This is a genomic window from Streptomyces anthophorae, assembly GCF_049310305.1.
In the GTDB taxonomy this organism is placed as follows: Bacteria; Actinomycetota; Actinomycetes; order Streptomycetales; family Streptomycetaceae; genus Streptomyces.
The window spans coordinates 137,079-162,497 of record NZ_JBLWQQ010000002.1; the positions used below are offsets into that span (position 1 = coordinate 137,079).

Annotated in this window: 17 protein-coding genes and 9 pseudogenes; 18 read left to right on the forward strand and 8 right to left on the reverse strand. The window is 67.5% G+C overall.

Annotated elements, in window-relative coordinates; genetic code table 11:
- The first annotated feature begins 9 nt into the window (after positions 1–9).
- A pseudogene (locus ACNYS0_RS43605) lies at positions 10–1,261 on the forward strand (IS3 family transposase).
- Between the two features lie 28 nt (positions 1,262–1,289).
- On the opposite strand, the pseudogene ACNYS0_RS43610 reads toward ACNYS0_RS43605, so the two are convergent.
- A pseudogene (locus ACNYS0_RS43610) lies at positions 1,290–1,517 on the reverse strand (hypothetical protein); the annotation flags it as partial.
- A gap of 343 nt (positions 1,518–1,860) precedes the next feature.
- On the opposite strand from ACNYS0_RS43610, the pseudogene ACNYS0_RS43615 reads away from it, so the two are divergent.
- The 4 genes and pseudogenes from ACNYS0_RS43615 to ACNYS0_RS43630 all read left to right on the forward strand — a co-directional run.
- Positions 1,861–1,992, forward strand: a pseudogene (locus tag ACNYS0_RS43615) (IS110 family transposase); the annotation flags it as partial.
- A gap of 114 nt (positions 1,993–2,106) precedes the next feature.
- Entirely contained in the window at positions 2,107–2,334 is a 228-nt protein-coding gene (locus tag ACNYS0_RS43620; protein ID WP_422404984.1) for a phosphoketolase family protein, read from the forward strand.
- Positions 2,274–2,534 carry a phosphoketolase family protein gene (locus ACNYS0_RS43625; protein ID WP_422404985.1) on the forward strand — a complete coding sequence of 87 codons (261 nt, stop codon included), beginning with the start codon at positions 2,274–2,276 and terminating at the stop codon, positions 2,532–2,534. The genes ACNYS0_RS43620 and ACNYS0_RS43625 overlap by 61 nt, the downstream gene beginning before the upstream one ends.
- A gap of 137 nt (positions 2,535–2,671) precedes the next feature.
- On the forward strand, positions 2,672–3,313 hold the full coding sequence (locus tag ACNYS0_RS43630; RefSeq protein WP_422482942.1) for a DUF1345 domain-containing protein: 642 nt from the start codon (positions 2,672–2,674) through the stop codon (positions 3,311–3,313).
- 277 nt (positions 3,314–3,590) lie between these two features.
- Here the strand turns inward: ACNYS0_RS43630 and ACNYS0_RS43635 are convergent, their stop codons facing one another.
- On the reverse strand, positions 3,591–4,796 hold the full coding sequence (locus tag ACNYS0_RS43635; protein ID WP_422405064.1) for an IS256 family transposase: 1,206 nt from the start codon (positions 4,794–4,796) through the stop codon (positions 3,591–3,593).
- A 287-nt stretch (positions 4,797–5,083) separates the two neighbouring features.
- Between ACNYS0_RS43635 and ACNYS0_RS43640 the strand changes: the two genes are divergently transcribed.
- The 7 genes and pseudogenes from ACNYS0_RS43640 (at position 5,084) to ACNYS0_RS43670 (ending at position 12,663) form a co-directional block, all read left to right on the forward strand.
- The gene (locus ACNYS0_RS43640) at positions 5,084–6,547 is read left to right on the forward strand and encodes a sugar porter family MFS transporter (RefSeq protein ID WP_422404987.1); all 1,464 of its coding nucleotides are present in this window, start codon (positions 5,084–5,086) and stop codon (positions 6,545–6,547) included.
- A 22-nt stretch (positions 6,548–6,569) separates the two neighbouring features.
- A complete protein-coding gene (gene zwf, locus ACNYS0_RS43645; RefSeq protein ID WP_422404988.1) occupies positions 6,570–8,003 on the forward strand; it encodes a glucose-6-phosphate dehydrogenase in 1,434 nt (477 codons plus the stop codon).
- 18 nt (positions 8,004–8,021) lie between these two features.
- Complete coding sequence (locus ACNYS0_RS43650) at positions 8,022–9,128, forward strand: FUSC family protein (RefSeq protein ID WP_422404989.1); 1,107 nt, start codon at positions 8,022–8,024, stop codon at positions 9,126–9,128.
- Positions 9,129–9,215: 87 nt separating this feature from the next.
- Positions 9,216–10,150, forward strand: a pseudogene (locus ACNYS0_RS43655) (IS256 family transposase); the annotation flags it as partial.
- A gap of 99 nt (positions 10,151–10,249) precedes the next feature.
- Complete coding sequence (locus ACNYS0_RS43660) at positions 10,250–11,017, forward strand: IS5 family transposase (RefSeq protein WP_422404990.1); 768 nt, start codon at positions 10,250–10,252, stop codon at positions 11,015–11,017.
- A 19-nt stretch (positions 11,018–11,036) separates the two neighbouring features.
- Positions 11,037–11,377, forward strand: a pseudogene (locus ACNYS0_RS43665) (transposase); the annotation flags it as partial.
- Between the two features lie 233 nt (positions 11,378–11,610).
- Positions 11,611–12,663, forward strand: coding sequence for a PP2C family protein-serine/threonine phosphatase (locus ACNYS0_RS43670; protein WP_422404991.1), 1,053 nt, complete (start codon positions 11,611–11,613; stop codon positions 12,661–12,663).
- 189 nt (positions 12,664–12,852) lie between these two features.
- Here the strand turns inward: ACNYS0_RS43670 and ACNYS0_RS43675 are convergent, their stop codons facing one another.
- Positions 12,853–14,145 (reverse strand): IS256 family transposase, encoded by a 1,293-nt coding sequence (locus ACNYS0_RS43675; RefSeq protein WP_422404992.1) that lies wholly within the window; start codon positions 14,143–14,145, stop codon positions 12,853–12,855.
- Between the two features lie 13 nt (positions 14,146–14,158).
- On the opposite strand from ACNYS0_RS43675, the gene ACNYS0_RS43680 reads away from it, so the two are divergent.
- The 4 genes and pseudogenes from ACNYS0_RS43680 (at position 14,159) to ACNYS0_RS43695 (ending at position 17,559) form a co-directional block, all read left to right on the forward strand.
- Positions 14,159–14,353 (forward strand): DUF6192 family protein, encoded by a 195-nt coding sequence (locus tag ACNYS0_RS43680; RefSeq protein ID WP_422404993.1) that lies wholly within the window; start codon positions 14,159–14,161, stop codon positions 14,351–14,353.
- A gap of 2 nt (positions 14,354–14,355) precedes the next feature.
- Positions 14,356–14,773, forward strand: a pseudogene (locus ACNYS0_RS43685) (RacP protein).
- A 68-nt stretch (positions 14,774–14,841) separates the two neighbouring features.
- A pseudogene (locus ACNYS0_RS43690) lies at positions 14,842–15,660 on the forward strand (IS5 family transposase); the annotation flags it as partial.
- Positions 15,661–17,340: 1,680 nt separating this feature from the next.
- Positions 17,341–17,559: a hypothetical protein gene (locus ACNYS0_RS43695; protein WP_031031882.1), complete on the forward strand. Its 219-nt coding sequence runs from the start codon at positions 17,341–17,343 to the stop codon at positions 17,557–17,559.
- Between the two features lie 50 nt (positions 17,560–17,609).
- Here ACNYS0_RS43695 and ACNYS0_RS43700 read toward each other — a convergent pair.
- Both ACNYS0_RS43700 and ACNYS0_RS43705 read right to left on the reverse strand, forming a co-directional pair.
- Positions 17,610–18,448: pseudogene (locus ACNYS0_RS43700) on the reverse strand (IS5 family transposase).
- Between the two features lie 27 nt (positions 18,449–18,475).
- Positions 18,476–18,931: pseudogene (locus ACNYS0_RS43705) on the reverse strand (hypothetical protein); the annotation flags it as partial.
- Positions 18,932–19,262: 331 nt separating this feature from the next.
- Between ACNYS0_RS43705 and ACNYS0_RS43710 the strand changes: the two are divergent.
- Positions 19,263–19,415: a hypothetical protein gene (locus ACNYS0_RS43710; protein ID WP_422404994.1), complete on the forward strand. Its 153-nt coding sequence runs from the start codon at positions 19,263–19,265 to the stop codon at positions 19,413–19,415.
- Here the strand turns inward: ACNYS0_RS43710 and ACNYS0_RS43715 are convergent.
- The 3 genes from ACNYS0_RS43715 to ACNYS0_RS43725 all read right to left on the reverse strand — a co-directional run bounded on the left by ACNYS0_RS43715 (position 19,405) and on the right by ACNYS0_RS43725 (position 23,612).
- Positions 19,405–21,120, reverse strand: coding sequence for an IS1182 family transposase (locus tag ACNYS0_RS43715; protein WP_422405065.1), 1,716 nt, complete (start codon positions 21,118–21,120; stop codon positions 19,405–19,407). The genes ACNYS0_RS43710 and ACNYS0_RS43715 overlap by 11 nt on opposite strands.
- 239 nt (positions 21,121–21,359) lie before the next feature.
- Positions 21,360–22,820, reverse strand: coding sequence for an amidase (locus tag ACNYS0_RS43720; protein WP_422482943.1), 1,461 nt, complete (start codon positions 22,818–22,820; stop codon positions 21,360–21,362).
- Between the two features lie 195 nt (positions 22,821–23,015).
- A complete protein-coding gene (locus ACNYS0_RS43725; RefSeq protein WP_422404996.1) occupies positions 23,016–23,612 on the reverse strand; it encodes a TetR/AcrR family transcriptional regulator in 597 nt (198 codons plus the stop codon).
- Between the two features lie 104 nt (positions 23,613–23,716).
- Here ACNYS0_RS43725 and ACNYS0_RS43730 point away from each other — a divergent pair, with 104 nt between their 5' ends.
- Positions 23,717–25,402 carry a CocE/NonD family hydrolase gene (locus tag ACNYS0_RS43730; protein ID WP_422404997.1) on the forward strand — a complete coding sequence of 562 codons (1,686 nt, stop codon included), beginning with the start codon at positions 23,717–23,719 and terminating at the stop codon, positions 25,400–25,402.
- The last annotated feature ends 17 nt before the right edge of the window (positions 25,403–25,419 follow it).

Consider the following 25,419-nt stretch of genomic DNA (forward strand, 5'->3'; position numbering starts at 1 on the left):
GATCGAGTCATGGCACGTCCTTCCCAGTACCCGCTTGAGCTGCGCCGTCGTGCGGTGCGGATGGTCGCCGAGGTGCGACCGGAGTACGACACCGAGTGGGCCGCGATGAAAGCGGTCGCCCAGAAACTGGGCATCGGTACGACCGAGACGCTGCGCAAGTGGGTGCGGCAGGACCAGATCGATACCGGCACCGGCCGGGCACGACGACGGAGGAGTCGGCCGAGCTGAAGCGGCTGAAGAAGGAGAACGCCGAGCTGAAGCGGGCGAACGAGATCCTCAAAGCCGCGGCGTCTTTCTTCGCGGCCGAGCTCGACCGGCCACACACGCGCTCGTAGCCTTCGTCGACGAGCACCGGGACCGCTTCGGCGGTGTCGAGCCGATCTGCCGCGTGCTGACCGAGCACGACTGCAAGATCGCCCCCTCCACCTACTACGCCCACCACAAACGCCGGACCATGCCGTCCGCCAGGACCGTGCGGGACGCCGAACTGAAGGAACAGATCAGCGAGGTCTTCGAGGCCAACTACCGTGTCTACGGAGCGAGGAAGATCTGGCGCGAGCTGAACCGGCAGGGCCATGACGTGGCCCGCTGCACCGTCGAACGCCTGATGCGCGAGCTCGGCATCGCCGGAGCGGTCCGCGGCAAACGCGTCATTACCACGCTGCCCGGCGGGCAGGTCGAGCGGGCCCCGGACCTGGTGGACCGCGACTTCGTCGCCGGCGCCCCGAACCGCTGCTGGGTCGCGGACTTCACCCACGTGAAGACCTGGGCCGGTGTCGTCTACGTCGCCTTCGTCGTGGACACCTTCTCCCGCCGGATCGTCGGCTGGTCGGCGGCCACCGTGAAGGAGACGGTGTTCGTGCTGGACGCCCTGGAGATGGCGATCTGGCAACGCAACCGCGATCAACGCCCCATCCTGCAAGGCGAGTTGATTCACCACTCGGACGCCGGGTCGCAGTACACGAGTTTCCGGCTCGCCGAGCACCTGGACGCCGCCGGCATCGCCGCCTCGATCGGATCGGTCGGCGACGCCTACGACAACGCCCTGATGGAGAGCACGATTGGCCTGTTCAAGACCGAGCTCATCAAGCCCCGACGGCCCTGGAAGACGCTGTCCGACGTCGAACTCGCCACCGCCGAGTACGTCGACTGGTACAACTACCGACGACTCCACGGTGAGATAGGCCACGTCCCACCCGTCGAATACGAGAACAACCACTACCTCACAACCACGAAACCCCAAGTCACAACCAACATCTGAGATCTCTACCGAACCCGGAACGGTTCATTTCGCCTTCCGGCATTTGCTTGGTTTCTTTGCGGATGCGCTCGTTGAAAACTTCGCGAAGGTCGGAGTGGCGCTTGTAGAGCGCCATTCGGTGGACGTCGGCTTCGGCAGCGAGGGCTTCGACGGTGAGGCTGCCGCTGGAACGCGTTGGGGCGCCTGTCAGGAGGCGGTTGATGGCCGCGTCGATCCGCTCGCGTTCGGCGGCGTGGACGGTCCGGTCGTGGCTCATGCGAGGGTCTCCGGGGCGGTGCGGGCGGTGGCGTCGTAAGTGTCGGCGACGCCACGCCACTTCGCGGCGGCGATGTTGGGTGCCTTCGCCATCGGCCCCGGGACGTGGGCCGCCTGTTGTTCGAGCCGGTCGGCGTGTGCACGGGCGGCCTGGGCGTGGGTGTCGGTGCGGACCGCGTTGCCGCAGCCTGTCTGGCAGGCGAAGGCAGCGGGGCGATTGCCCCTTCGTCCGGATCACACAACGCGTTGTCCGGCTTGAAAGCGCAGAGGAGGAAGCCGTCAGGGTTGTCGTAGAGCAGGTGGCCCCGCATCTTGTTCAGCTGCCGGGTGGCACGGGCGGTGAGGAGCGGCACGAGGGAAAGGGCGACAAGCAAGCGCTGCTGGCTCTCGCACGCCGACGCCTCAACGTCCTTTGGGCAATGATCCGTGACGGAGAGTGTTACCACGATTCACCTCCCGTCACGCTGGCGGCTTGACATCACGATTGGGAAGTTCCTCCCTATTGCGCCAATCCTCGGCAGCGTACCGGGGGCGTGTGCTTCGCGACGTCCCGGGGTACCGCGGCGGCCTCGTGGAACGGAGGCTGCCGGATGGGACTGGAGCACAGGGACGGTTCGGCGTACCGGCGAGCGGCCGACTATGTGGCCGCCGCACTGATCTTCCTGCAGGACAACGTGCTACTGCGGGAACCGCTGCGAGCCGAGCACATCAGGCCCAGGCTGCTGGGCCCCACTGGGGATCATGCCCGGGCATCACCATGGTCTATGCGGCACTCAACACACTCATCCGCGAGCGGGAGGCCGACGTGCTGCTGGTGACCGGCCCCGGTCACGGCGCTCCGGCGAACCACGCCAACCTGTGGCTGGAAGGAACCCACGAGCAGTACGACCCGGCCCTTGCCCGGAACGAGGCCAAACTGACGGAACTGACCCGCCGCTACTGCGCACCCCACGGCTTCCCGAGCCACCTGTCCCAGGCGGTGCCAGGCGCGATCCACGAGGGTTCCTCGCCCCAGTGACCTGCCGACGGCCATCGGGATGCGGGACCTGTTCTTGCCCCATCGGGATGAAAAAACCGCTCTCGGCGATAGGTCGACGGACGGCGCCGCCCGTAGTCGCGCTGAACCATGCGCATCGGGTTGTAGCGTCACGTTTTGTGAGTATCTGGCTGCCACTGTCAGTGGTACCTCGGTTGGCCGCCGCGATTACGGTCGGACTGGTGATCGGCGTCGTGGTCGGTTTGCTGGACGACGCTTCGTTGGGCGTCCTCGCCGGGATCGCCGTGACGCAGTCGCTCTTCGTCCTGGCTGGTTGGCTCGCTTTGTGGCCGATGGACGCCGACGACACGCACCGCAACGCCCGGCGCGAGGACTTCCGCCCTGCCCTGGAGGAGTGCGTAGTCGTCGGGACCGCCTTGTGCGGACTCGTCGCCATCGTAGTGCTGCTGGTGGATGGCAAGTCCGATCGGCGCGTCGCCGCGGCCGCGACGGCGCTGGGCGGTGTGTTCATGTCCTGGGCGGCGCTCCAACTCATGTACGCCGCCCGCTACGCGTACCTCTATTACCGGGCCTCCGGAGGCATCGCCTTCAACACCGATCGGCCGCCGTCGTATCGCGATTTTTTCTACTTCAGCTACAACCTTGGCATGGCCTACCAGGTCTCCGACACCGACGTCTCCAGCTCTATGATCCGCGCTGTCACGTTGCGGCACTGCCTGCTCTCCTACGTCTTCGGCACAACTATTCTGGCCACCACGATCAACCTGGTCACCGGGATCGTCACGGGGGGGGGGCTGTAGGGTGAGCGGGTCTGTTCCGTAGTTGCGGTTCCCCCGATACTGTGGCGTCCGTAACCATGTGGGTAGTTGAGGGTCATGGCCGAGAGGCGACGGACGTTCGATGCCGAGTTCCCGTGAGGGGGCTGTACGGATCGTTACGGAGACCGGGAAGAACTCCACGCAGATTGCCGATGATCTGTAGATCAGCCCCGGACCCTTGCAGAGCTGGGTGGTCAAGGCCAGGAAGACCGAGAAGCCGGGTGTGTCAATTTAACGGCTGATCTTGGTTGTTGAGTGGTCAGTTGTTGACCGGGGTGAGCCGGCCCTCGAAGGCGATCTGGAACGCGTTCAGAGGCGCCTTCCAGCGCATGGTCCACCGCCTGCGTCCCTTCCCCGTAGGGTCCAGACTCATCATTGCCATGTAGACGCACTTGAGGGCGGCGGCCTCGTTGGGGAAGTGCCCGCGGGCTCGGACGGCCTTGCGTATGCGGGCGTTGACGCTCTCGATCGCGTTGGTCGAGCAGATGACCTCGCGGATCTCGACGTCGAAGGAGAGGAAGGGTACGAACTCGGCCCAGGCGTCCGACCACAGCTTCACGATCGCCGGGTACTTCTTGCCCCACGTCTCCTGGAACTCTAGGAACCGCTCCGTCGCCGCGTCCTCGCTGGGGGCGGTATAAACCGGCTTGAGGGCCTTGGCAACCTTGTCCCAGTCCTGGCGGGCCGCGTAACGGAACGAATTCCGCAGCAGGTGAACCACACACGTCTTGACGATCGTGCGGGGCCAGACGGTTTCCACGGCCTCGGGAAGGCCCTTGAGTCCGTCGCAGACCAGCATCAGCACGTCCCCCAGGCCGCGGTTCTTCAGCTCGGTGAACACGTGCAGCCAGTACTTGGCGCCCTCGCCGCCGTCGCCGGCCCAGATGCCGAGGATGTCGCGGGTGCCGTCCACGGTCACCGCCATCACCACGTAGACCGGACGGTTCGCGACCTGCCCGTCCCTGATCTTGACGTTGATGGCGTCCACGAACAGGACCGGGTAGACACGGTCCAGGGGACGGTTCTGCCATTCGGCCATGCCGTCCATGACCTTGTCGGTGATGGTGGAGATGGTCTGCTTGGACACCTCGGCGCCATAGACCTCGGCCAGGTGCGCGGAGATCTCGCCGTGTGTGAGACCCTTCGCGGACAGCGACAGCACCATCTCGTCGACGCCGGTCAGACGGCGCTGCCGCTTCTTGACGATCTGCGGCTCGAAGCTGCCGGCGGTGTCCCGGGGCACCCGGACCTCGACCGGGCCGACGTCGGTCAGCACGGTCTTGGCCCGGGTGCCGTTGCGGCTGTTGCCGTTGTTCTTCCCGGCCGGATCGTGCTTCTCGTAGCCGAGGTGATCGGTGATCTCGCCTTCCAGGGCGGACTCCAGCACCCGCTTGGTCAGCATCTGCAGCAGCCCGCCCTCGCCGGTCAGGTGCAGCCCGTCCGTACGGGCGCGGTCCACCAGCATCGCGATCAACTGCTCGTCCGTCGCCGTACTCGACGGCACCTGGACCGGCTGCTCAGCGGGCTCGTGCTCAACGACGGTGTCGGTCATCTCTGGCGTCTCCTTGATCATCAGATCCGCCGTTGAATAGACACTCCCGCGATTCGCGAAAGTTCACTCCGACGAGCCCAAGCCAGTAATCGAGATGATGCGCGAGCCCCATGCCACCCGATTGCGTCGCTTTTGTGTCTCCACATCCCGAACCGTGGTTGCGTTGACCGGACGGACTCATCGAGACATGTGGGAGTGACATGGTCCAGGGCTTCTCCAAGGAACCGGGCACTCACGGACCACTCACCGAGGTCTCCCCCGAGGGACAGCGGAAGATCACCGGCTGGGCGGCCGCCATCGCTCTGGGCGGCTTCCTCTTCGGCTTCGACACCGGGGTCGTGTCAGGTGCCCTGCTCTACATCAAGAAGGACTTCGGTCTGAACTCCTTCGAGCAGGGGAGCGTAGTCAGCGTGCTGCTCATCGGCGCGGTGATCGGCGCCACCTCGGCAGGCCGGCTGTCGGAGCGATTCGGCCGGCGCAAGGCCCTGGGCACGATCGGTGTGGTGTTCATCATCGGTACGGCGATCGCAAGCGCGGCGAACGGCTACCCGGTGCTCATGGCGGGCCGTGTCGTCCTCGGCCTGGCGGTCGGCGCGGCGTCGGCGACGGTGCCGGTCTATCTGTCCGAGATCTCACCGACGAAGACCCGCGGGCGGCTGCTCACGATGAATCAGCTGATGATCACGCTCGGCATCCTGATCGCCTACCTGGTCAACCTCGCCTTCTCCAGCAGCGAGATGTGGCGGGCGATGTTCGCCGTCGGTGCGGTTCCGGCCGCCCTCATGGTGGCCGCCACCCTGTGGGTTCTTCCCGAATCACCGCAGTGGCTCATCTCCCACGACGAAGTTGACAGGGCGCGGAGAGACATCGCCTCGGTCACCGACGAGGCCACGGCGGACCAGCTCATCGCGCGGGCCCGGCGCCGCATCGCCGAGGAGCGCGAGAAGCGGACCCGGACTTCCGGGGCGACCGGCCAGGGGGCCAGGAGACTCCTCACCCCCGACGTGCGCCCGGCACTCGTCGTCGGGCTCACGCTCGCCGTCGTACAGCAGTTCGGCGGCATCAACACGATCATCTACTACGCGCCGACCATCATCCAGCAGACCGGCCTGAACGCGTCCAACTCCATCTTCTACTCCGTGGCCATCGGACTGATCAACCTCGTCATGACGTTGGTGGCGATCCGGCTGGTCGACCGGGCCGGCCGCCGCGTCATGGTTCTCCTCTCGCTGGCCCTCATGGCCGTCACGATCTTCATGCTCGGCCTCGCGTTCGTGGTCGGCATGAACTCGGTGCTGACGCTCCTGTTCATGGTCGTCTACATCGCCGCGTACGCGGGCGGCCTCGGACCGGTGTTCTGGACGCTGCTCGGCGAGATCTTCCCGCCGTCCGTGCGGGCCGAGGGGTCGAGTGTGGCCACTGCGGTCAACTGGGTGTCCAACTTCCTCGTCAGCCTCGCCTTCCTGCCCCTGGCGTCCGCGATCGGTCAGGGCGAGACCTTCTGGATCTTCGCCGGAATCTGTGTCCTCGCGTTCTTCTTCGTCGGCCGCTACCTGCCCGAGACCCGTAACCGCGATACCGAACAGATCCAGGCGGCCCTGCAGTCCCGCTTCGGACACCACCCCGACGCGTTGGCATCGGCCGAAGACGACCACGTGCGATGACTTCCGAGAAAGGACGCTCACGATGAGTGACACCCTCCTCAGCCCTTCCGACCTCGAACGCTCCGACGCCCTGGTGCTCTTCGGCATCACCGGCGACCTCGCCAAGAAGATGCTGCTGCCCGCGCTGTACCGGCTCACCGCCTCCGGCAAGCTGACCGCGCCCGTCATCGGAGTGGCGGCCAGCGACTGGGACGACGACGCGCTGCGCGGGCACGCGCGAGAGGCGGTGGCCGCCGCAGGCACGGACATCGACGAGGCCGTCTTCGCCCGGTTCGCGGCGAGCCTGTCCATCATCACCGGGGACTTCGCCGACGACGCCACCTTCACCCGGCTGCGCGACCGCTTGGCGGGGTTCGGGTTCGTGACGCACTACCTGGCGATCCCCCCGTCGCTGTTCACCACTGTCGCCGCCGCGCTGGCCGCGGCGGGCCTGAACCGCAACGCCCGCCTGGTGGTGGAAAAGCCCTTCGGACACGACATCGACTCCGCTCGGAAGCTGCAGGAAGAGCTGAGCACCCACTTCGACGACGACCACCTGCTGCGCGTCGACCACTTCCTGGGCAACCGCGCGGTCGAGAGCCTGATGGTCTCCCGGTTCGCCAACACACTGCTGGCACCGATCTGGCACCGCGCCTACGTGGACAACGTCCAGATCACCCTCGCCGAGGACTTCGACGTCGCCGACCGGGGCTCCTTCTACGACAAGGTGGGCTGCCTGCGTGACGTGGTCCAGAACCACATGCTGCAGGTCCTGGCCTTCCTGACGATGGACCCGCCGAGCGCCGGCAACGCCCGGGCACAGGGCCTGGAGAAGTGGCGGGTCCTGCACGCCACCCGCACGATGGACCCCGCCGACACCGTCCGCGGCCAGTACGACGGCTACCGGGACGTCGAGGGTGTCCAGCCGGACTCCGCGACCGAGACGTACTTCGCGACTCGTCTGTTCATCGACAACTGGCGCTGGTCTGGAGTGCCCTTCTACCTCCGCAGCGGCAAGGCGCTGGCCGTCACCGCCACCGAGGTCGTGGTCGAGCTGCGCGAACCACCCCTGGAACTCTTCGTCGGCGAGAACACGCGGACGCCGCCGAACCTCATCCGCTTCCGCATCGACGGCGACACCGGGATCAGGGCGGACCTGATGGTGAGCAAGCCCGAGAAGGGCACCGGGCCGATGACCGTCCCCATCGGAGTCGACTACGCGCAGGTCCTGGGACGGCAGGAACTGCCGTACGAGAACATCCTGCACGGGGCCGTCGAAGGCGATCCCGAGTGCTTCGCCTTCTTCCCCGCCATCCTGGAGTGCTGGCGCATCGTGGAGCCGGTGCTCCACCCGGCCGCCCCGCCCCTGCCGTACGCACGGGGCAGCTGGGGCCCCGAGGCGGCCAGCCGACTCCCCGGCCTGCGGAGCTGGCAGGAGTTGGGCCCCCGCCTGTTCGACGCCGGCCACGTGCACTGATCACGAGCGTGGGTAGCGATGTACGAGGCGTGGCTGCGTGTCAGGGACAATCTGTGGCCTGTCCTCCAGCAAGCCACGGCCGCCGCGGTCTCCTGGTGGATCGGCAGGAACGCCTTCGACCATCACGCCCCGCTCTTCGCTCCGATCGCCACCCTCGTCGCGCTCAACACACCCGTCGGAGGGCGAGGCACCAACGCCGTACGGGTGCTGTCCGGGGTCATCGCGGGCGTCGTCGTCGGACAACTGGCCCTCCGCTTCCTCGGTCACGATGCCCCGTCCCTCGGCGTGGCCGTCCTGTGCGCGCTGCTCGTCGCGCTTCTCATCGACACGGAGCGCATCACCATGGCCCAAGCCGCCGTGGGCGCGGTGATCTCCGTCGCGTCTGGACAGCAGGCGGGCATCGACCGTGTGCTGGACGCCCTGCTCGGAGCCGGGGTGGCCCTCTTGTTCAGCCAGCTCCTCTTCCCGGCACATCCACTCGCCCTGCTCAGACGTGCCGAGACCGCCACGCTCGCGGGGCTGGGCCGCGCACTGATCCTGACGGCGCGGGCACTGGATGAGTCGGAAGAGGAACGCGACGCCCCGCCGTGGGAGGAACTGCGTCCCGTCTACACCCTGCTCAACGATCTCGGCGGAACACGGGACGACGCCATCGCCGTAGCCCGACGCACCCTGCTCTGGAGGGGCCGACGCGAGCCCGTCGCCCGGGAGATCGCTACTACGAAATACCTGGACCTGCTCGGCAACAGCTGCCTCACCCTCATCCGCGGCGCCTCGGCCCTCGACACGGAACACCGACAGGCATTCGCCCACACGGTACGAGGGCTGTCCGAGACCCTGAAAGCACTGGCAGCCGCCCCCGCGGACCACGCCGTACGCCTGCACGCGACCAAACGGACCCTCGGCATCGTCCGCAGCACTCCGAAACCGGACGAGGGCCCAGCCCTCCCCGTCGCCGTGTGGGAAGGCGTACAACTGGTCGCTGCGGACATCCTGGTCTTCGCGGGCGTCGACGCCAACGAAGCCGCACGCGCCCTGGATGAGAGAGCCACAGACGTCTCTATCAGCGCTCCGCCGAGACTACGGTGGTCGCCCCGACCACGACGCCGGGTCGGATGGAAATGATCGTGTCTGAAAGGTCGTGTCAGTCCGTGATGTGACAGGCTGGCCGAGGCTCAGCTCTGGGGCCTTGACCAGCCGGGACGGACGGACATGGCAGACATGGAAACCCCCGCCGCCGAGGCGGTCGAGCACAAGCTGGTGGACGAGGTCGTCGAGCGGCTGATGGATCGTGCCGGCGCCTCCGGGGCGGCCCTGCTGGGCGAGGACGGGCTGCTGACCGAGGTGACCCGAGCGGTGCTGGAACGTGCGCTGTAAGCCGAGATGACCGAGCACCTGGGTTACGAGAAGCACGGTCCAGGGGGCCGCGGTTCGGGCAACAGCCGCAATGGCACCTCGCCGAAGACCGTGCTGACCGATGCCGGTGCGGTGACGGTGGCGATTCCGCCGGACCGTGGGTCCTTCGAGCCACAACTGGCGCCCAAACACGCCCGGCGGCTGGCGGGGTTCAACGAGCGGATCCTGTCGCTCTGCGCCCGTGGCATGAGCGTGCGCGACATCCGCTCGCACCTGGCCGGCATCTATGGCGTCGAGGTCTCACCGGACCTGATCAGCAAGGTCACCGACGCCGTCGCCGACGAGCTCGCCAACTGGCGGAACCGGCCGCTGGCGCCCTCGGGCCGACCATCCACATCGACGCCCTGTGGATCAAGATCCGGTCTGGATCAGTGGTTCCAAGCCGGCCCACATCGCCGTCGGCGTCGACATGCACTGCCGCAAGGACGTCCTGGGCCTGTGGGTCGGCGACGGGGGCGAAGGCGCCACGGCCTGGATGACGGTCCTCACCGAACTGCGCAACCGCGGGGTGGAGGACGTGTGCATCGTCGCCTGCGACGGGCTGAAGGGCCTGCCAGATGCAGTCACCGCGATCTGGCCCAAGACCACGGTCCACACGTGCGTGATCCACTTGATGCCGGCCCCGCTGCGGCTCACCTCGAGCCGTGACCACCCCCAGGCCTGTTCCGGCGTTGAAGGCAATCTACACGGCGCCAATCGAACAGGCCGCCAAGCAGGCACTGAGCCCTTTCCAACCTGGCTGCTGGACAGTCCAGTTGGGCTGACAGACAGGTGAAGCCCCTGGTAGATGGGTTTTCGACCAAGAGAACCGTCTCCACCAGAGGCTTCGTGTGCTTGTCTACCCGTCGGGCATCGACCTGTCCAGCTCTGCCCTGCGCTTCCTGTCCGCCAAGCTCCGCCGACACCGTCACGAGCTCGGCACCCGGTGGCGGCGCCTGAGCCCGGGCCGACAGGCCCTGCTCACTCTCGCCCACCTTCGCAACGGCCACCCATATGCCCAGCTCGCGGCCGGGTTCGGCATCGGCACCACGACCGCCTACCGGTACGTCGCCGAGGCCGTCGAGCTCCTGGCCGCACTTGCCCCATCCCTCGAGGAGGCAGCCCGTACGGCATCGACGAAGGCATTCGTGCCGCTGGACGGCACCCTGCTGCCCATCGACCGCATCGCCGCGGACCGCCCCTTCTACTCCGGCAAGCACAAGAAACACGGGATGAACGTGCAGGTCCTGGCCGATCCGTCCGGCCGGCTGCTGTGGGCCTCTCCGGCTCTGCCCGGTGCCGTCCACGACGTCCGGGCCGCCCGTGAACACGGCGTCGTCCGCACTCTCACGGACGCTGGCATCACGTGCTGTGCCGACAAGGGATACCGAGGCGCCGGGGGCACGGTCCGCGTCCCATACTGGGGACGTCGGGAGGTACTTTCCCGAGGTCAGAAAGCCGTCAACCGGTCTCACGCCAAGATCCGGGCCCTGGTCGAGCAAGCCATCGCCACCCTCAAGTCCTGGCGACTCCTTCGCAAGCTGCGGTGCTCGACCACTCGCGTCACAAGCCTCGTCCGAGCCGTCGTGACCCTGCATTTGGCCAGCTCAGACCGATGATGGAAAAGGCTCACTGAAGGAGTTCAGCGCCTCGGAGTTGGGCCAACGCTACCCGGCGGTCGTGCGGACCTGGCGGGCCGTTTGGAGCGAGTTCACCCCCCTACCTGGCTTTCCCGCCGGAGATAAGAAAGGTCGTCTATTCCACGAATCTGATCGAGTCGATCAACGCTCGGCTGCGGAAGACCACCCGAAACCGGCGGGCACTTCCCCTCCGAGCAGGTCGCGCTGAAGGTTCTCTACCTCACGGTACGCGAGCTGATCATCCCCAAGGCTCGCAATATCAACCACGTCGCGGCACACTGGAAGAAGGCGTTGAACCAGTTCTCACTCTTTTTCGAGGACCGGCTCAACACCAGGTGACCTCCAAGGACTTACACAAAAACACTGACACGTCCGATGGAGATTCGGGAGAGTCCCAATCACTAGCGTAACGGTCAGGGTATCTGGCGCGTCACGGGTCCCGACCACCGATCGCCATCATCCGCGAATCTCAGGATGAAAAGCATTCATAGCACAGGGCAGGTTTGAAGGGAATGATCAGAAGTGGCAGAGCGGCAGTCAGGGCTGGAAGGGCACTGACGATTCTACTTATCGTGGCGGGCGCGGTGGCAAATCTCTTGGGGCCCCAGCCATTTATTGGTCTGCCTCTGCTGGCGGCTGCTCCGCTCGTTACTGGTGCGATGCTGAGCTTGCGCGCGAGTGTTGCATTTTTGATCCTGACGTTACTGGTCACGGCTATGCTGGACCTTTATCACGGTCGTTCGACGGTCTCCTTGTTGACTGACCTGGCTACGGTTGCAGTGGTTGGACTCGCAGGGGCGGCGATCAACCGTTTGCTGACGCGGGAGCGGCACAACGTTGCTCAGGCTCGGGACGTGGCGGAGGCGGTACAGCGGGCAGTACTGCCTGACCCGCCGGCCCGGGTAGGGGCGCTCGCGGTGGCGGCTCGGTACGAAGCGGCGCTGGCCGAGGCAAGGATCGGCGGTGATCTGTACGCGGTCCAGGACTCCCCCTTTGGAACCCGTGTGTTCATCGGTGATGTCCGGGGCAAAGGGTTGCAGGCAGTTGCCACCGTCTGCGTAGCCATCGGAGCTTTCCGCCAAGAGGCCGATAAATCTCCTACGCTGGCTGAATTGGCCTGCCGTTTGGATGAGGCGTTGTGCCGAGAAAACGAACGCCAAGGCCCCACCGCTGCCGAGGATTTCATGACCGCGGTGCTGGCCGAGGTCTCGTCGGACGGCGCCACGGTACGGGTGATCAACTGCGGGCACCCGCCGCCGTACCTCATTCACAACGGTGCTGTCGTCCCGCTCGATCCCACTCAGCACGAGTTGCCGCTAGGCGTCGGACTGCTACCGACCCAGAATGCCGGGAACCAGTCACCAGCGACAGGCACCTTTCCTCTGCCAGAAGGGGCGTACCTACTACTGGCCACTGACGGTGTGACTGAGGCTCGCGATGCACGTGGCAGATTCTATGACGCCTGCTCCGCCACCTGTCTTACTGCCCACCCACCCCGCCAACCGGGCCTGCTACTGGATGCTCTTCTTCAAGACGTCGCGGAATGGACCGGTGGTGGACACGATGACGACATGGCGGTAGTCGCTCTGACCCGCATGGGGCAGATCAGTCCCAATCATGACTGATCCACCCATACAGAGGAAATGCTGGGTTCAGGGTGCCAGCCTCCACGGAGCGTCGGCACCTGGCAGCGTGCTTGCAGGGGTCTCGCCTCACTGGGCGAGGCCCCCATTCCGCCGCGCATCGAAACAGGGCTTGCGCAAGTTCCCGGAATCGGGTCTGTCAAACGAGCGGTGTAATCAGGGTGGTTGGGGTTACTGGCGGGCCGCCGTCAGGCGGCCGTCGAAGGTGATGTCGAAGGCGTTCAGTGCGGTCTTCCAGCGCATGGGCCAGCGAGCCTGTCCCTTGCCGGTGGGGTCCAGAGACATGATCGCCATGTAGACGCACTTCAGGGCGGCCTGCTCGTTGGGGAAGTGGCCGCGGGCCTTGACCGCCCGGCGGATCCGCGCGTTCACCGACTCGATCGCGTTGGTGGTGCAGACGATGCGGCGGATCTCGGTGTCGAACCGCAGGAACGGGGTAAACTCCTCCCACGCGTTCTCCCACAGCTTCACAATCGCCGGATACTTCCTGCCCCAGGCGTCGGCGAACTCGGCGAACCGCTCCAGGGCGGCCTCCTCGGTCGCCGCGGTGTAGACGGGCTTGAGGAGCCTGGCGATCTTGTCCCAGTCCTGGCGGGCGGCATAGCGGAAGGAGTTCCGCAGCAGGTGCACCACGCAGGTCTGCACGATCGTCCTCGGCCAGACGGTCTCCACCGCCTCGGGCAAGCCCTTGAGCCCGTCGCAGACCAGCATCAGCACGTCGCTGACGCCACGGTTCTTGATCTCGGTGAGGATGTGCAGCCAGTGCTTGGCGCCCTCGCCGCCGTCCCCGGCCCACAGCCCGAGGATCTCGCGCCGGCCCTCGGTGGTGACGGCCAGGGCCACGTAAATGGGCCGGTTGGCGACCGCGCCGTCGCGGATCTTCACGTGGATGGCGTCGATGAAGACGACCGGACAGACCGGGTCGAGGGGTCGGCTCTGCCACTCGGCCATGCCCTCCAGCACCTTGTCGGTGATGGTGGAGATGGTCTGGCGGGAGACCTCGGCGCCATAGACCTCAGCCAGGTGCGCCTGGACTTCACCAGTGGTCAGGCCCTTCGCAGCCAGCGAGATGACCATCTCGTCGACGCCGGTCAGGCGCTTCTGCCGCTTCTTGACGATCTTCGGTTCGAAGGAGCCGTCGCGGTCGCGGGGCACGGTGATCTCCACCGGGCCGACATCGGTCAGCACCGTCTTGGAGCGTTTGCCGTTGCGTGAGTTGCCGCCGTTCTTGCCCGCCGGATCGTGCTTGTCATAGCCGAGGTGGTCGGTGATCTCGCCTTCCAGGGCGGACTCCAGCAGCCGCTTGGTCAGCTGCTGCAGCAGCCCGCCCTCGCCGGTCAGCTGCAGGCCCTCGGCCTGGGCCCGGCCGACCAGCTCGTCGATCAACTGGTCGTCCACGGCCTTCGCCGACACAGTCTGCGAGGGCTCAACGGCCTCGGGCTCAGCCACGTTCTCACTGGTCATCGATGCATCCTCCATGATCGGGAGCTACACCGAACGATTTACAGTCCCGCACTACAGGCGAAAACGACTTCTGAGCGACGACGAACGCACGATCGTGCAGCAGAACATCGCCAAGTGCCGGGCCACCCTCGACTGGATCGAGCAGGCCGTCGAAACCGACAAGGTCGACATGGACGACGAGATCGCCCGCCTGCTGAAGGGTGAATAGCCATGCCCCGCGCCTCACGGCGGCGGGGGATGCAGCCAAGCGGCATGCCGACACCGTCCGCTTCGTGCTGTTCGAAGCGCGTCCCGCCGGTCTGGACTTCCCCCAGTTGGTGCGGGCCAGTGACCTGTCCCCTCATCAGGTCAGGTCGGGGCTGGCCGCCCTGCGGGACCTGGCCGCGGAGAGGGGCTGGCCGCCATGATCTGGACCCGGGCAGTCGGCTACCAGCTCGGCGCCGACCGGGCCGCGCTGGAGGCATACGAACGGGCGGTGGCCAGGGAGAAGCTGACCGAGTTCCGCCGGTTCATCACCGGCACCGTCGCCCCGCACGCCGCCGCCCACCCAACCGACAAGTGGGTCAAACACATCGTCGACCAGCTCAACTCCATCGAATCCACCCTCGACCTCATCGCCAGTGCATAATGCGACTGGTGAGCGGCCCGCTGTCCCCCCCCCGTCGGCGGGCCGCTCGTCGCTGTCAAGGACCTCCCGTGCGCTCTCGCCGTTATCCCTCGGACACCAGCGATGCCGAGTGGGTATTGATCGAGCCTCTGCTGCCGCCGGCGTGCGACACGCCCCGCGGCGGCCCGCCAGAGAAGCATCCCCGGCGTGAATCGTCGACGAGATCCGGTACGTCGTGGACACCTGCAAATGGCGGGCCCTGCCCGCGGATTTTTCGCCCTGGCGCACCGGTGTGGGGGTTCATGGCCCGCTGGGCGGCCTGCGGGGTGATCGGTCAGATCCGTGATGCTCTGGCCCAGCGGATCCGCCGGGAGATGGGCAAAGGACCGCGGGCGGTGGCCACGATCATCGACTCGCAGTCAGTCAAGGCGGCCTCGACCGTCGGGAAGGACTCCCGCGGTTACGACCCAGGGAAGAAAATCAACGGCCGCAAGCGCCATCTCGTGGTCGACACCCGCGGCCTGCCCTGATGGTCATGGTCACCCCGGCCGACCTGCACGACTCCCAGGCAGCGAAGGAAGTCCTGTTCCGCCTCCGCCTGATGCACCAGGAGATCACCATCGTCTGGGCCGACCGCGCTTACGCGGGCAAGCTCGTGACCTGGGCCAAACGGCATCTGCACCTCACGATCAAGACCGTCGCCCGCCCGAAGGACACCTCCGGCTTCGTGCTGCTTCCCCGCCGCTGGGTCGTCGAACGCTCACTGGCCTGGATGAGGAACGCCCGCCGGCACGCCCGCGACCACGAACGGCTCATCCAGCGCTCGGAAACACTAATCACCTGGGCCGCGATCTCCCTGATGACCCGCCGACTCACCCGCGCGAGCACTACCTGGTCGAGAAAGACCGCCGCCGGGCTCCTGGCCCAGACCAGCGAAAGCCGCCACACCGCAGGCGCGAAACCTGCTGCGTCGGTCGTTCACGTCGCATTCCACTGATGCGCACGGGCCCCCTGCCACCGCACCCACTGCGGGTCATCCAGCAGACCATCCACATCGTGCACCCCAGTGGCCTCCAGGAAGACGACCAGGTCGTGGTCGGAATGGGCGAGACCGAGGACCTTCTCAACCCCCGGCACGGCGCAAGGTCACCTGTCGGCCGCCGCTCCAGCAGGGCCGGCCCACAAGAATCGGTGGCCCTTCCACGTCTTCCAGCATGCGCCCGCGACCGCGGCTGGTGCACGTGCTGCCGACGACCGTCTGCGCTGGTTCGGCGCAGGCGTGGCAGGCGGTGACGGCCCCGGGCCGGCCGGTGTCGAGGGCGGCCCGGGGCCGTCGAGCCGCCCCTGGCACGACACACCCGGACCGTGCCCGGCCGGCCCCCAGCCCGCGTGGGAGAGGGCCGGCCGGGGACTGGCCTGACGCGTGGACGTGCGTGCTGCAGAGCCCAACGACGCAGTTCCCTCTTGGTCACCCGCCCTGCAGCATCCGCTTCGGGCTCTGCCCGGACACCTGCTCTGGCCAAGCGTACGGACCCGCGAGGTGACCCCATTCGGCATCGGGGCAGGCCAGGGACCATGCGGCCTCCCAACACCGGGCAAGACCGTCAAAGATCGGCACCGGCGCCCCATCAGCGGGCCGAACCGTTCCGCCACCGTCCCGCACTACAAGGCCGGGCATGAAGCCGACCGTCATCGTGGTCACACGGGACCCAACGCACACGGGCTCGGACAGTCACCGCTGGTGACTGCGACACTCACGCAGAGCCGCCCGGGCTGTGCCGGCGTCCAGCAGCACCCCGAATTCCTCCATCGCGATACGCACGACGTCCTCGGCGGTCACTGCCCTTCCAGCCGCGGCCCGCACCGTGGCAAGTCGGGCGGCACCAGAAGCAAGAACTCGCTCACGCTCTCGAGGGTCGACGCTGTCGTCGGACAGGACAGCCAGCACTCTCCGCCACAGCCCCGTCATCAACCATCCGCCTTCCCGCCCACGCCACCGCCGACGCAGCCACAAAAGGCAGACTAGCCGTCACTTTGCGCATTCACTGCTTCACAGGCGACACACTGTCATCCACTTACGCACACAAGGGGCGCACTCGAAGACATTCAGATGCACGTTCCCATGACAAGTGCGACCACGACGGTGAGCACTGCCACCGGCATCATGACCTCCCGCCACCTCACCAGTCGGTCCGCAAGCCCGGTCCCGCCATCGCGTCCCTGCAGGTCCTGCGGAGACAGCAACAGGCGACACCCCTGACACGCCCAGCCCGGGCCGTCCAGCCAATAGGCGCCCGTGAGCTCAGCAAAGACCACGCCGCTTGTCTGATCATCGACAGCACTCATGCCCCGGCCAACGACCCATCACGTGATCCGGCAACCATCACAGGCCAACTCGTAATCCACCCGTCGCAAACCCGTAACCGGCCAACTCCGACTCGACTTTGAAAACAACGAAGCTGTTTTCAAAGGCGAGGGCTGTGAGCGCTGCCTTTGAGGTCACCCGTTTGGTGGTGCGGAGTGAGCGGTTATGCCGGGCGGGGGTGACGGTGGCAGTGTCTGCAGATCTCCGTCAGAGGAGTTTGGCCATGATCATCAAGAAGTTGCACGAGGCGGGTTTGCGTAGTGATCACGCCTATACGGCTGCTGTGGTCTCGATCGGGCTGTCGTTCCTGTCGTGGACGGCGTCGGTCAAGGGAGAGGCAGCGGGGACGGACCGTGCTGACCGGTGGGGGATTTTCGTGGGTGAGTGGGCGCCGACGTTCTTCGGCCTCGGACTCGCACTCGCGCAGTACGAGAAGGACTGACCGGCCGCTGGTTCCGGTGGGGTCGGCCGATGGCCGGCCCCACCGGCGCGTCAGACGCCGGCCGCAGGCCCTGCTGAGTGACGACGTCCCATGCTCGTGGCCAGGCGTCTGGTCATGAGGGTGATGGCAGCCCAGGTAATGAGCGTTTCCGAGTGCTGGATGAGCCTCTCGGAGTCGCGGGCATGGCGGCGGGCGTTCACCATCCAGGCGAGTGATCGTTCGACGACCCAGCGGCGGGGAAGGACGACAAACCCGGTGGTGTCCTTGGGCCGGGAGATCGTCTTGATCGTGAGGTTCAGATACTTCTTAGCCCAGGTCACGAGCTTGCCCGCGTAAGCGCGGTCGGCCCAGACGAGCGTGATTTCGGGATGGGTGAGACGGAGGCGGAAGAGGACTTCCTTCGCGGCGGCGGAGTCGTGGAGGTCCGCGGGGGTGACTATGACCATCAGCGGCAGGCCCTTGGTGTCGACCACCATGTGCCGTTTGCGTCCGTTGATCTTTTTGCCCGCGTCGTAGCCCCGGCTGTCCTTCCCGACGGTCGAGGCCGCCTTGACCGACTGGGAGTCGATGATCGTGGCGACGGCTCTGGGGCCTCTGCCCATCTCCCGGCGGATCCGCCCCGCGAGTGCGTCACGGACCTGGCCGATGACCCCGGCCGCTGCCCAGCGGGCCATGAACCCCCAAACGGTTCTCCAGGGCGGGAAGTCCGCAGGTAGGGCCCTCCATTTGCAGCCGGTGTCGACGACGTAGCGGATCGCGTCGACGATCTCGCGTCTCGGGTGCTTCTCCGGCCTCCCCGCGGGGTCTCACTCGCGGGCAGCGGAAGGAGCGGTTCGATCAGCGCCCACTCGTGATCTGTCATGTCCGAGGGATAGCGGCGTTCACGCATGGTTCTTCCCTGGTGACCTGCGGCGGGGGCCGAGGCGATGAGGTCGAGGGTGGATTCGATGGAATTGAGCTGGGCGACGATGAGACGCACCCACTCGTCGTTCGGGTGGGCGGCCGCGTGCGGTGCGACGGTGCCGGTGATGAAGCGGCGGAACTGGGTCAGCTTCTCGGAGATGACCTGCCGTTCGTAGGCTTCCAGCGCGGCCCGCTCCGCGCCGAGCTGATAGCCGTCGACGCGGTTCCAGATCAGCGGCGGCCATCCCTTCGACGCGGCCTCGTCCTTCAGCGCGGCCAGGCCGGACCGGACCTGGTGCGGGGACAGGGCACTGGCACGAACGAGCTGGTGGAACTCCAGCCCGGCCGGGCGGGCCTCGAACAGGACGAAGCGGACGGTGTCCGCGTGCCGTCTGGCCGCGTCCCCTTTGGGGGTATCGCCGAGGTGAGCCCAAAAGGGGCCATGGGATGATCTTGCTCCGTGACTGATGAGCAGAATTCTGGTGTGCGCGGTGGCCGGCTGGCGCGGTTCCTTGAGCGTCGGCGGGAGGTCCGTCGTGCGCGGGGGCCGCGGCGGTTGTCGTGGGAGGAGGCAGTGGAGCGGGCCGCTGACGATCTGTGCGGCGTGGACCGGCGAGACCGGCCGCCAGCCCAGAGCCGCAGGCTGTCCCGGGATGAGGCCGCCGAACGCGCCGCCGACTACTTGGAAGGTCGGTAGGCCAAGCCCCTGGTCGGCCGCGGACTCCTACCTCTGCCCCAGGGGAAAAGTAGCTGTCAGTGATCCTCTGGCGGGTGGTCCCCGAGGTGGATGGTCTCGCCGCTTGAGCAAGCGCCAGCAGGCCGCCCGGGTGCTGGTGGGACGGTGCGTGCCTACGCGGGGAGACGTGGAACTGAGCCGCGAGCAGTTCATGGCCCTGGCCGACACGGTCTTTGACACCGCCGAGGACTCTGTTGCTGAATTCGTCAGCTGGTGAGCTGATGGCTGAGGCGTTCCAGCCGGCTGGTGCGGGGTTTGCGTAGTGGGTTGGTGGTCCACCAGGCGTCGAGGCGGACGATGTTGAGGGCGGTGGCGGAGAAGGCGTGCTGGAGGGTGACTTTCGGCAGGCCGCGGTAGCGGGCCCGGCGGATGCCGGTGATGTCGAGGGCCTGGTTGACGGTGCCCTCGATGCCCGCGCGGAGGGCGTACGTGGTTCTCCAGGACCCGGTGTCCTGCTCGGCACGGGCGGCGGTGGTGCGTTCGTGGAGTTCACGGGGCCGCAGGCTGAGCATGCGGGTGCCGCGGACGGATGTGGTGCATGCGTCGTGGGAGGGGCAGGGGCGGCAGTCGGTGAGGGCGAAGTCGATCACGATGGCGTCGCGGCCGTGTTGGGCGACCGGGTACCAGCCGGTGCTGGTGGCGCCCTGGGGGCAGCGGACCTGGCGGACCTTCCAGTCGACGCGGAACGCGCTCTTGTCGAAGCCCTTGGCGGCCTTGGCCTGGGCTGAGTGGTCGGCCAGGAGTGGGGTGACCATGCTGATGCCCCGGTCTGCCGCTTCCGCGACCAGGTCGACGGAGGCGTATCCGGAGTCGAGGTAGTGCTCGCCCGGTGCGACCTGCCGCCCGGCCAGGTTCTGCTGGACGGGCACGGTGGCCTTGACGTCCGGAACGGTCGCCTCGGTGGTGTGCACGTCCGTGATCAGCCGCAACGGCGGCCTCACAGCTTCGGCTTCGGCTTCGGCTTCGGCTTCGGCTTCGGGGAGGGTGTCGCAGGTCTCGGTGAGGTGGACCTTGTAGCCCAGCCAGAACAGGTCCTCGCCCTTGGCCGACCAGCGGGCGTCGGGATCGTACGGGGAGGCCAGGCGGATATGGCCGGGCGGAACACCGTCGTCGGCGTCCCGCTTCCTGACCACCTCCCGTCCCCGGGCGTCGGTGCGGATGATGTAGGTCTGCACCAGGAACTGCCGCAGCACGGCGACCGACTCGATCTCGCGGATCCATGCCGGGGCGGTGTCGGACCAGGCGGCCCGGCACAAGGCCAGCGCGTCCTGGCCGAAGACCTGGGCGAGCCGGTCCCGCCCGGTCTTCGAACGTGGCATCGTCCAGCCGTCGACGCGCGGCCCGTAGCGTTCGGCGAACTCGGCGATGTCGATCACCCCGGCCAGCCAGGACGGTGCCGCGACGGCCAGGGCCTCCAGGGCGGCCCGCACGCTCTCCCCGGCCAGCTCGGTACGGTTCAGATCCCGGACCGCGCTGATCACGTGGGTGGAATCGGTGCGCTGCTTGCCGCCGGCCTTGATCAGCCCGGTCGCGCGGCAGTGCTCGACGAGCCTGTCGAACAGGGTCCGTTCCAGGCCGTGCCCGGCCAGCCGGGTGCGGAACTTCGACAGCGCGGAGAAGTCGAAGCCGGTGTCGGACAGTTCCGTGCCCAGCGCGTACTTCCACGACAGACGGTCCCGCGACGCGTCCGCGGCCTGCCGGTCGGTGAGGTTCTCCGTGAACTGCAGCACCGTCACCAGCGCGAGCAGCGCCGGAGACTGGGCAGGAGCACCGCGGTCGGGGAACGCATCGGTGAACAACGCGTCGTCGAAGACCTCGGCCAGATGATCACGCAGGCGCATGGGCAGACTGCCACCAGGGAAGGCGGCGCGGGCCGTCCTGGCGGTCTGTTCAGGAACAGGCGGCAATCCCCCCGGTCGCATGGACACCACACCGACCCCCTGCGGCCGGGGCAGACATGACGACCGCACCAACGATCATGCCGAACTACCCCGCGCCCCTGCAGGCAATTCAGCAACAGAGTCTCCTCCAGCCGCAAAACCGACCTCACGGGCCCTGGCCTGCCCGAACACAACCTTGTGCAACACCCTTTAGCCTCACGCCTCTTCCCCCAGGTCTCGCGATGCGCGCACGGCTCGCCACGTGTTCCGGGGCGGCCCGGTCACAACACCGGGGTGAGCTGCGGTGCCCCGGCCTCCACCACCTGCGCCGCGTTCAGCGCCAGGTCTTCGGCGAAGCGTCCCGCGATGAGTTGGACGCTGATCGGGAGTCCGGCAGTGTGGGCGGCAGGGACGCTCACGGCGGGGAAGCCGAGGATCGGGACCGCGGCCATGGGCCACATCGCGGCGAGCAACTCCGAGGCGCGTTCGGGGCCCTTGAGGTCGGCGTCCTGCTCGAAGGGCAGCTCGGCCGCGACGGGAGTGAGCAGTACGCGTTCGCTGCCGAGGAGTTCCTGGAGCGCCCCGATCAGGGTGCCGCGGCGGGCCCAGCCCTGGATGTAGTCCTCCAAGGTCGGGCGTTCGCCCCAGATCTCGGCCGCGGCAGCGAAGGAGTACGTGAGCGAGGTTTGGATGTCCTCGTCGCCGACCTGCTCCACCAGAGGGAGCGCGCCGCGGAAGTCTTCGTAGATGAGCAGGGCCCACAGGCGGGCTGCCTCGGCGAGCAGGGCGCCGGCCGCTTCGCATTCCTCGACCTCGTAACCGGCCGTGGACAGATGGGTGGCGGCGGTGTCCAGCGCGGCGTCGACGGCGGAGTGGTTGTGGGCGCCGCCGATGTGACGCACCAGGCCTACGCGGGGCTTCGTGGCGGCCGCAGGGGGTGCGGGCATGCCCGGCACGCCGAACGGGTCGCGCAGATCGGGTGAGGTCATGACATCGAGGGCGAGCCGCGCGTCGGCCACTGTGCGGGCCAACGGGCCCTCCACGGCGCAGGCTTGGGCGGCGAGCGGGAAGTCGAGCCGACTCGGGCCCTCGGGCGTGTCGACGAACATCGGTGGCATCCATCCGGAGACCCGGCCCACGGTGGGGCGGACGCCGACGACGCCGCAGCACGCCGCCGGGTAGCGGATCGAGCCCCCGATGTCGTTGCCCTGGGCCAGTGGCGTCATGCCTGCCGCCAGGCTGCTGGCCGCGCCGCCGCTCGAGCCACCCGGCGTACGGTCGGGGTCCCAGGGGTTGAGGGTGCGCCCATGGAGAGCGTTCGTGGAGAACCAACGGTAGGAAAACGCAGGGGAGTTGCTGCGCCCGAGCAGGACGGCGCCGACCGCACGCAGGGCGGCGACGCAGGCGGCGTCCTCCTTCGCCGGCGGTCCGGCGAGCGCCGCAACACCATTGCTGGTGACGTGGCCCCGCTGATCGGTATTGATTTTGGTAGAGACGGGCACCCCATGCAGGGGGCCGAGCCGCCCGCCCGCAGCCACGGCGGCGTCCGCGCGGCGTGCGTCGGCCAGTGCGGCGTCGGGACGGAGGTCGACGAGGGCGTTCAGGCGCGGGTTCGTCTCCTCGATCCGGGCGAGGCAGGACCGCACGACCTCGACGGACGAGGCCTCTCCCGCGCGGATGGCGGCGGCCAGTTCGGTGGCGGAGCGCTGCCACAACGGAGTGGTGGACTGCTGGGATTCCATGATCGCCTCTAAGGACGGGGGGCCGGCGGCGCGGAGGTGTGCCGGCTCGGGCACGGACATGAACATGGAGAGGTGGGGCGCTGCGAGCGAGCGGCGGGCGCCGCGGCGGTCACGCAACAAACCGTGATGAAACGGCGTTTTATTTCGGGTTACCATTGCGTCCGGGGTGCGCGCTGTCAAGGGTTCCGGGTGGGATCAGATGGACGGCCGCTCTGGCAGCTCTCCGCGCAGCAACTCCAGGGCAGCCAGCGCGACATGAATACCTCGCTCGGTCGGCCAGCCCTCCGGGTCCTCCAGCGTTGAGAGCCAGTACCCGCGAAGCAGCAGATGAAGGATGTCACCTGCGTCACAGGCGGAGGGGACACCCGCCTGCGCAGCCAGTTCACGGAAGGCCTCGCGGTGGGCACGCGCTGTCGAGCTGCGGACCTGCTCCACCTCCTGCCCGGCGGCCGGGCCCTCACTGACAATCTCGAACAGGAGTCGGCGCAGCACCTCGTCGTCGTGCGTCGTGGTGCACATCCAGCGCAGCAGCGCGGGAAGTCGCTCCGCACCCTCGACACCCTCCAGCGCCACGGCTTCCTGGCGCTCCCACTCCTTGTCCGCGCGGCGCAGGGCGTTGGCCATCAGGGCCGAGCGACTGGGAATGTAGTTGGTGACCATCGCGGTGGATCCGCCCAGCCGTTGGGCCACAGCGCGGATGGTCACGGCACGGACTCCGCGCTCGCGGGCGACCTCGATGGTGGCGGCGGCGATCTCGTCGAGCCGTTGAGCCTCGTCTACCTCGATCGGCATGTCCTCGACCTTAAGGGGTGTTGACCGGATGGCGAACCGGTGCCATCTTGTCACGCAACAACGTTATGCAACGTTGTTGTATCTAATTTGGCTGGAGACGACCCATGCCCTTCATGTTCGAAAGGGTCGGCGCGGCGCCGGTCTCCGAGAACGCCCGGCAGTACATGGTCCGCATGCGTGACGGTGTGCGGCTCGCCACCGACGTCTACCTCCCAGGGCGAGACGACGGAACGGTGCTCCCGGCGGTGCTCGTCCGCCTCCCGTACGACAAGAACAGCCGGTACGTGCACCTCGACCGGATCGCACACCTCTTCACCGCCCGTGGCTACGCCGTCGTGGTGCAGGACGTCCGCGGAAAGTTCCGCTCGGGCGGTGCCACCCTGCCGTTCCTGCGCGAACCTGACGACGGCTACGACTCGATCGACTGGATCGTCCAACAGCCCTGGTCCGACGGGGTAGTTGGCATGTTCGGCGACTCCTACTACGGCTTCACACAGTGGGCGGCCGTGGCCTCGGAACACCCGGCCCTGCGAGCCATCGTCCCGCGCGTGACCGCCGCCGACTTCAGCACCATCTGGCGGCCGGACCAGCGGCCGGCCCCCGTCTGGCTGGAGGGCATCGAGTACTTCGCCCACCACTGGGTCGACCGGGACACCTACGAGTACGTGGTCGACCACTCCGCGCGCCCGCTGCTCGACCGCTTCGATGAGGCCTTCGAGGCCATCGGCGCCCGCTCAGCCTGGTTCGACCTCATGGCACCCCGCCAGACCGAGCGGCCGACCCAACCGGGACCGCACCCCTTCGACACTGCCCCCGTGCCGGTGCTGCACTGCGTCGGCTGGTTCGACAACATCGGCGTCGCCCACATGCGGGACTATGCCGAACTCGCCTCCCGTCCCGGCTGGAACGACCTCCAGTACCTGTGGGCCGGCGCGATCGACCACGAGAACTACCGCCTGTCGCACGCCCCCGTCATGCCCGAGAACGACCACGCCCTGGACGAGAACGCGCTCGACCGGATGCTGCCCGGATATGTCGCCCCCGCGCTCGATTTCTTCGACGTCTTCCTGAAGGGCGTGCGCCCCGCCGCTTCCCTCGCGAAGGTGACCTGGGAACTCGGCCACGCCGGATGGCGGACCGCCCCGGCCTGGCCTCCGCCGCAAACCTCCACTCGGACGTACTGGCTCGACGAGCCGGACCGCGCGACCGGCGCGCTGCCGGGCGGACTACTCACCGACGCCCCCGCTGGCCGGCCGGCGGAGGTTCACTGGACGCACGACCCCGACGCCCCCGTTCCCTCGCTCGTCGAGGACTCCTTCGCCCTTCTGCGCGGTCATCCCGACTTCGCGCACGTAGCCGCCCGCGCGGACGTCCTCGCGTTCTCTGGCCCTGTGCTCGACACACCGCTGGACCTGGCAGGGCCGATCACTCTGCACCTGGACGTCAGCGGCACGGCCCCCACCTACGAGGTGTTCGCCAAGCTCCTCGACCTGCATCCGGGCGGCCAGGCCCGACTCGTCGCCCGCGGACAGGTCCTCGTTACCGCGGCCACACCATGCGCCCGGACCACGATCGTCCTCGGGCACACCGGCTACCGGCTGCGCCCCGGACATCGCCTCGCGCTCCTCGTCGCAGGCAGCGACCACCCGCTGTACCTGCCCACCACCGGCACCGGCGAGAACCCCTGGACAGCCACGGTCGCCAAGCCCGCAACCCAAGGACTGCACACCGGCGGCGACAGACGCGCGTCCCGACTGACCGTCACGGTCCTGCCGCACACCAGCTCCTGACCAGGTCTCCCACTCAT

What these genes read in the sequence shown, in the direction of transcription:
- ACNYS0_RS43620 (WP_422404984.1), top strand. Translation starts at nt 2,107, where the DNA reads ATGGGACTGGAGCACAGGGACGGTTCGGCGTACCGGCGAGCGGCCGAC.
- ACNYS0_RS43625 (WP_422404985.1), top strand. Translation starts at nt 2,274, where the DNA reads ATGGTCTATGCGGCACTCAACACACTCATCCGCGAGCGGGAGGCCGAC.
- ACNYS0_RS43635 (WP_422405064.1), bottom strand. Translation starts at nt 4,796, where the DNA reads ATGCTGGTGGACCGCGCCCGTACGGACGGGCTGCACCTGACCGGCGAG.
- ACNYS0_RS43640 (WP_422404987.1), top strand. Translation starts at nt 5,084, where the DNA reads ATGGTCCAGGGCTTCTCCAAGGAACCGGGCACTCACGGACCACTCACC.
- zwf (WP_422404988.1), top strand. Translation starts at nt 6,570, where the DNA reads ATGAGTGACACCCTCCTCAGCCCTTCCGACCTCGAACGCTCCGACGCC.
- ACNYS0_RS43650 (WP_422404989.1), top strand. Translation starts at nt 8,022, where the DNA reads ATGTACGAGGCGTGGCTGCGTGTCAGGGACAATCTGTGGCCTGTCCTC.
- ACNYS0_RS43675 (WP_422404992.1), bottom strand. Translation starts at nt 14,145, where the DNA reads ATGACCAGTGAGAACGTGGCTGAGCCCGAGGCCGTTGAGCCCTCGCAG.
- ACNYS0_RS43680 (WP_422404993.1), top strand. Translation starts at nt 14,159, where the DNA reads ATGATCGGGAGCTACACCGAACGATTTACAGTCCCGCACTACAGGCGA.
- ACNYS0_RS43695 (WP_031031882.1), top strand. Translation starts at nt 17,341, where the DNA reads ATGATCATCAAGAAGTTGCACGAGGCGGGTTTGCGTAGTGATCACGCC.
- ACNYS0_RS43715 (WP_422405065.1), bottom strand. Translation starts at nt 21,120, where the DNA reads ATGCGACCGGGGGGATTGCCGCCTGTTCCTGAACAGACCGCCAGGACG.
- ACNYS0_RS43720 (WP_422482943.1), bottom strand. Translation starts at nt 22,820, where the DNA reads ATGGAATCCCAGCAGTCCACCACTCCGTTGTGGCAGCGCTCCGCCACC.
- ACNYS0_RS43725 (WP_422404996.1), bottom strand. Translation starts at nt 23,612, where the DNA reads ATGCCGATCGAGGTAGACGAGGCTCAACGGCTCGACGAGATCGCCGCC.
- ACNYS0_RS43730 (WP_422404997.1), top strand. Translation starts at nt 23,717, where the DNA reads ATGCCCTTCATGTTCGAAAGGGTCGGCGCGGCGCCGGTCTCCGAGAAC.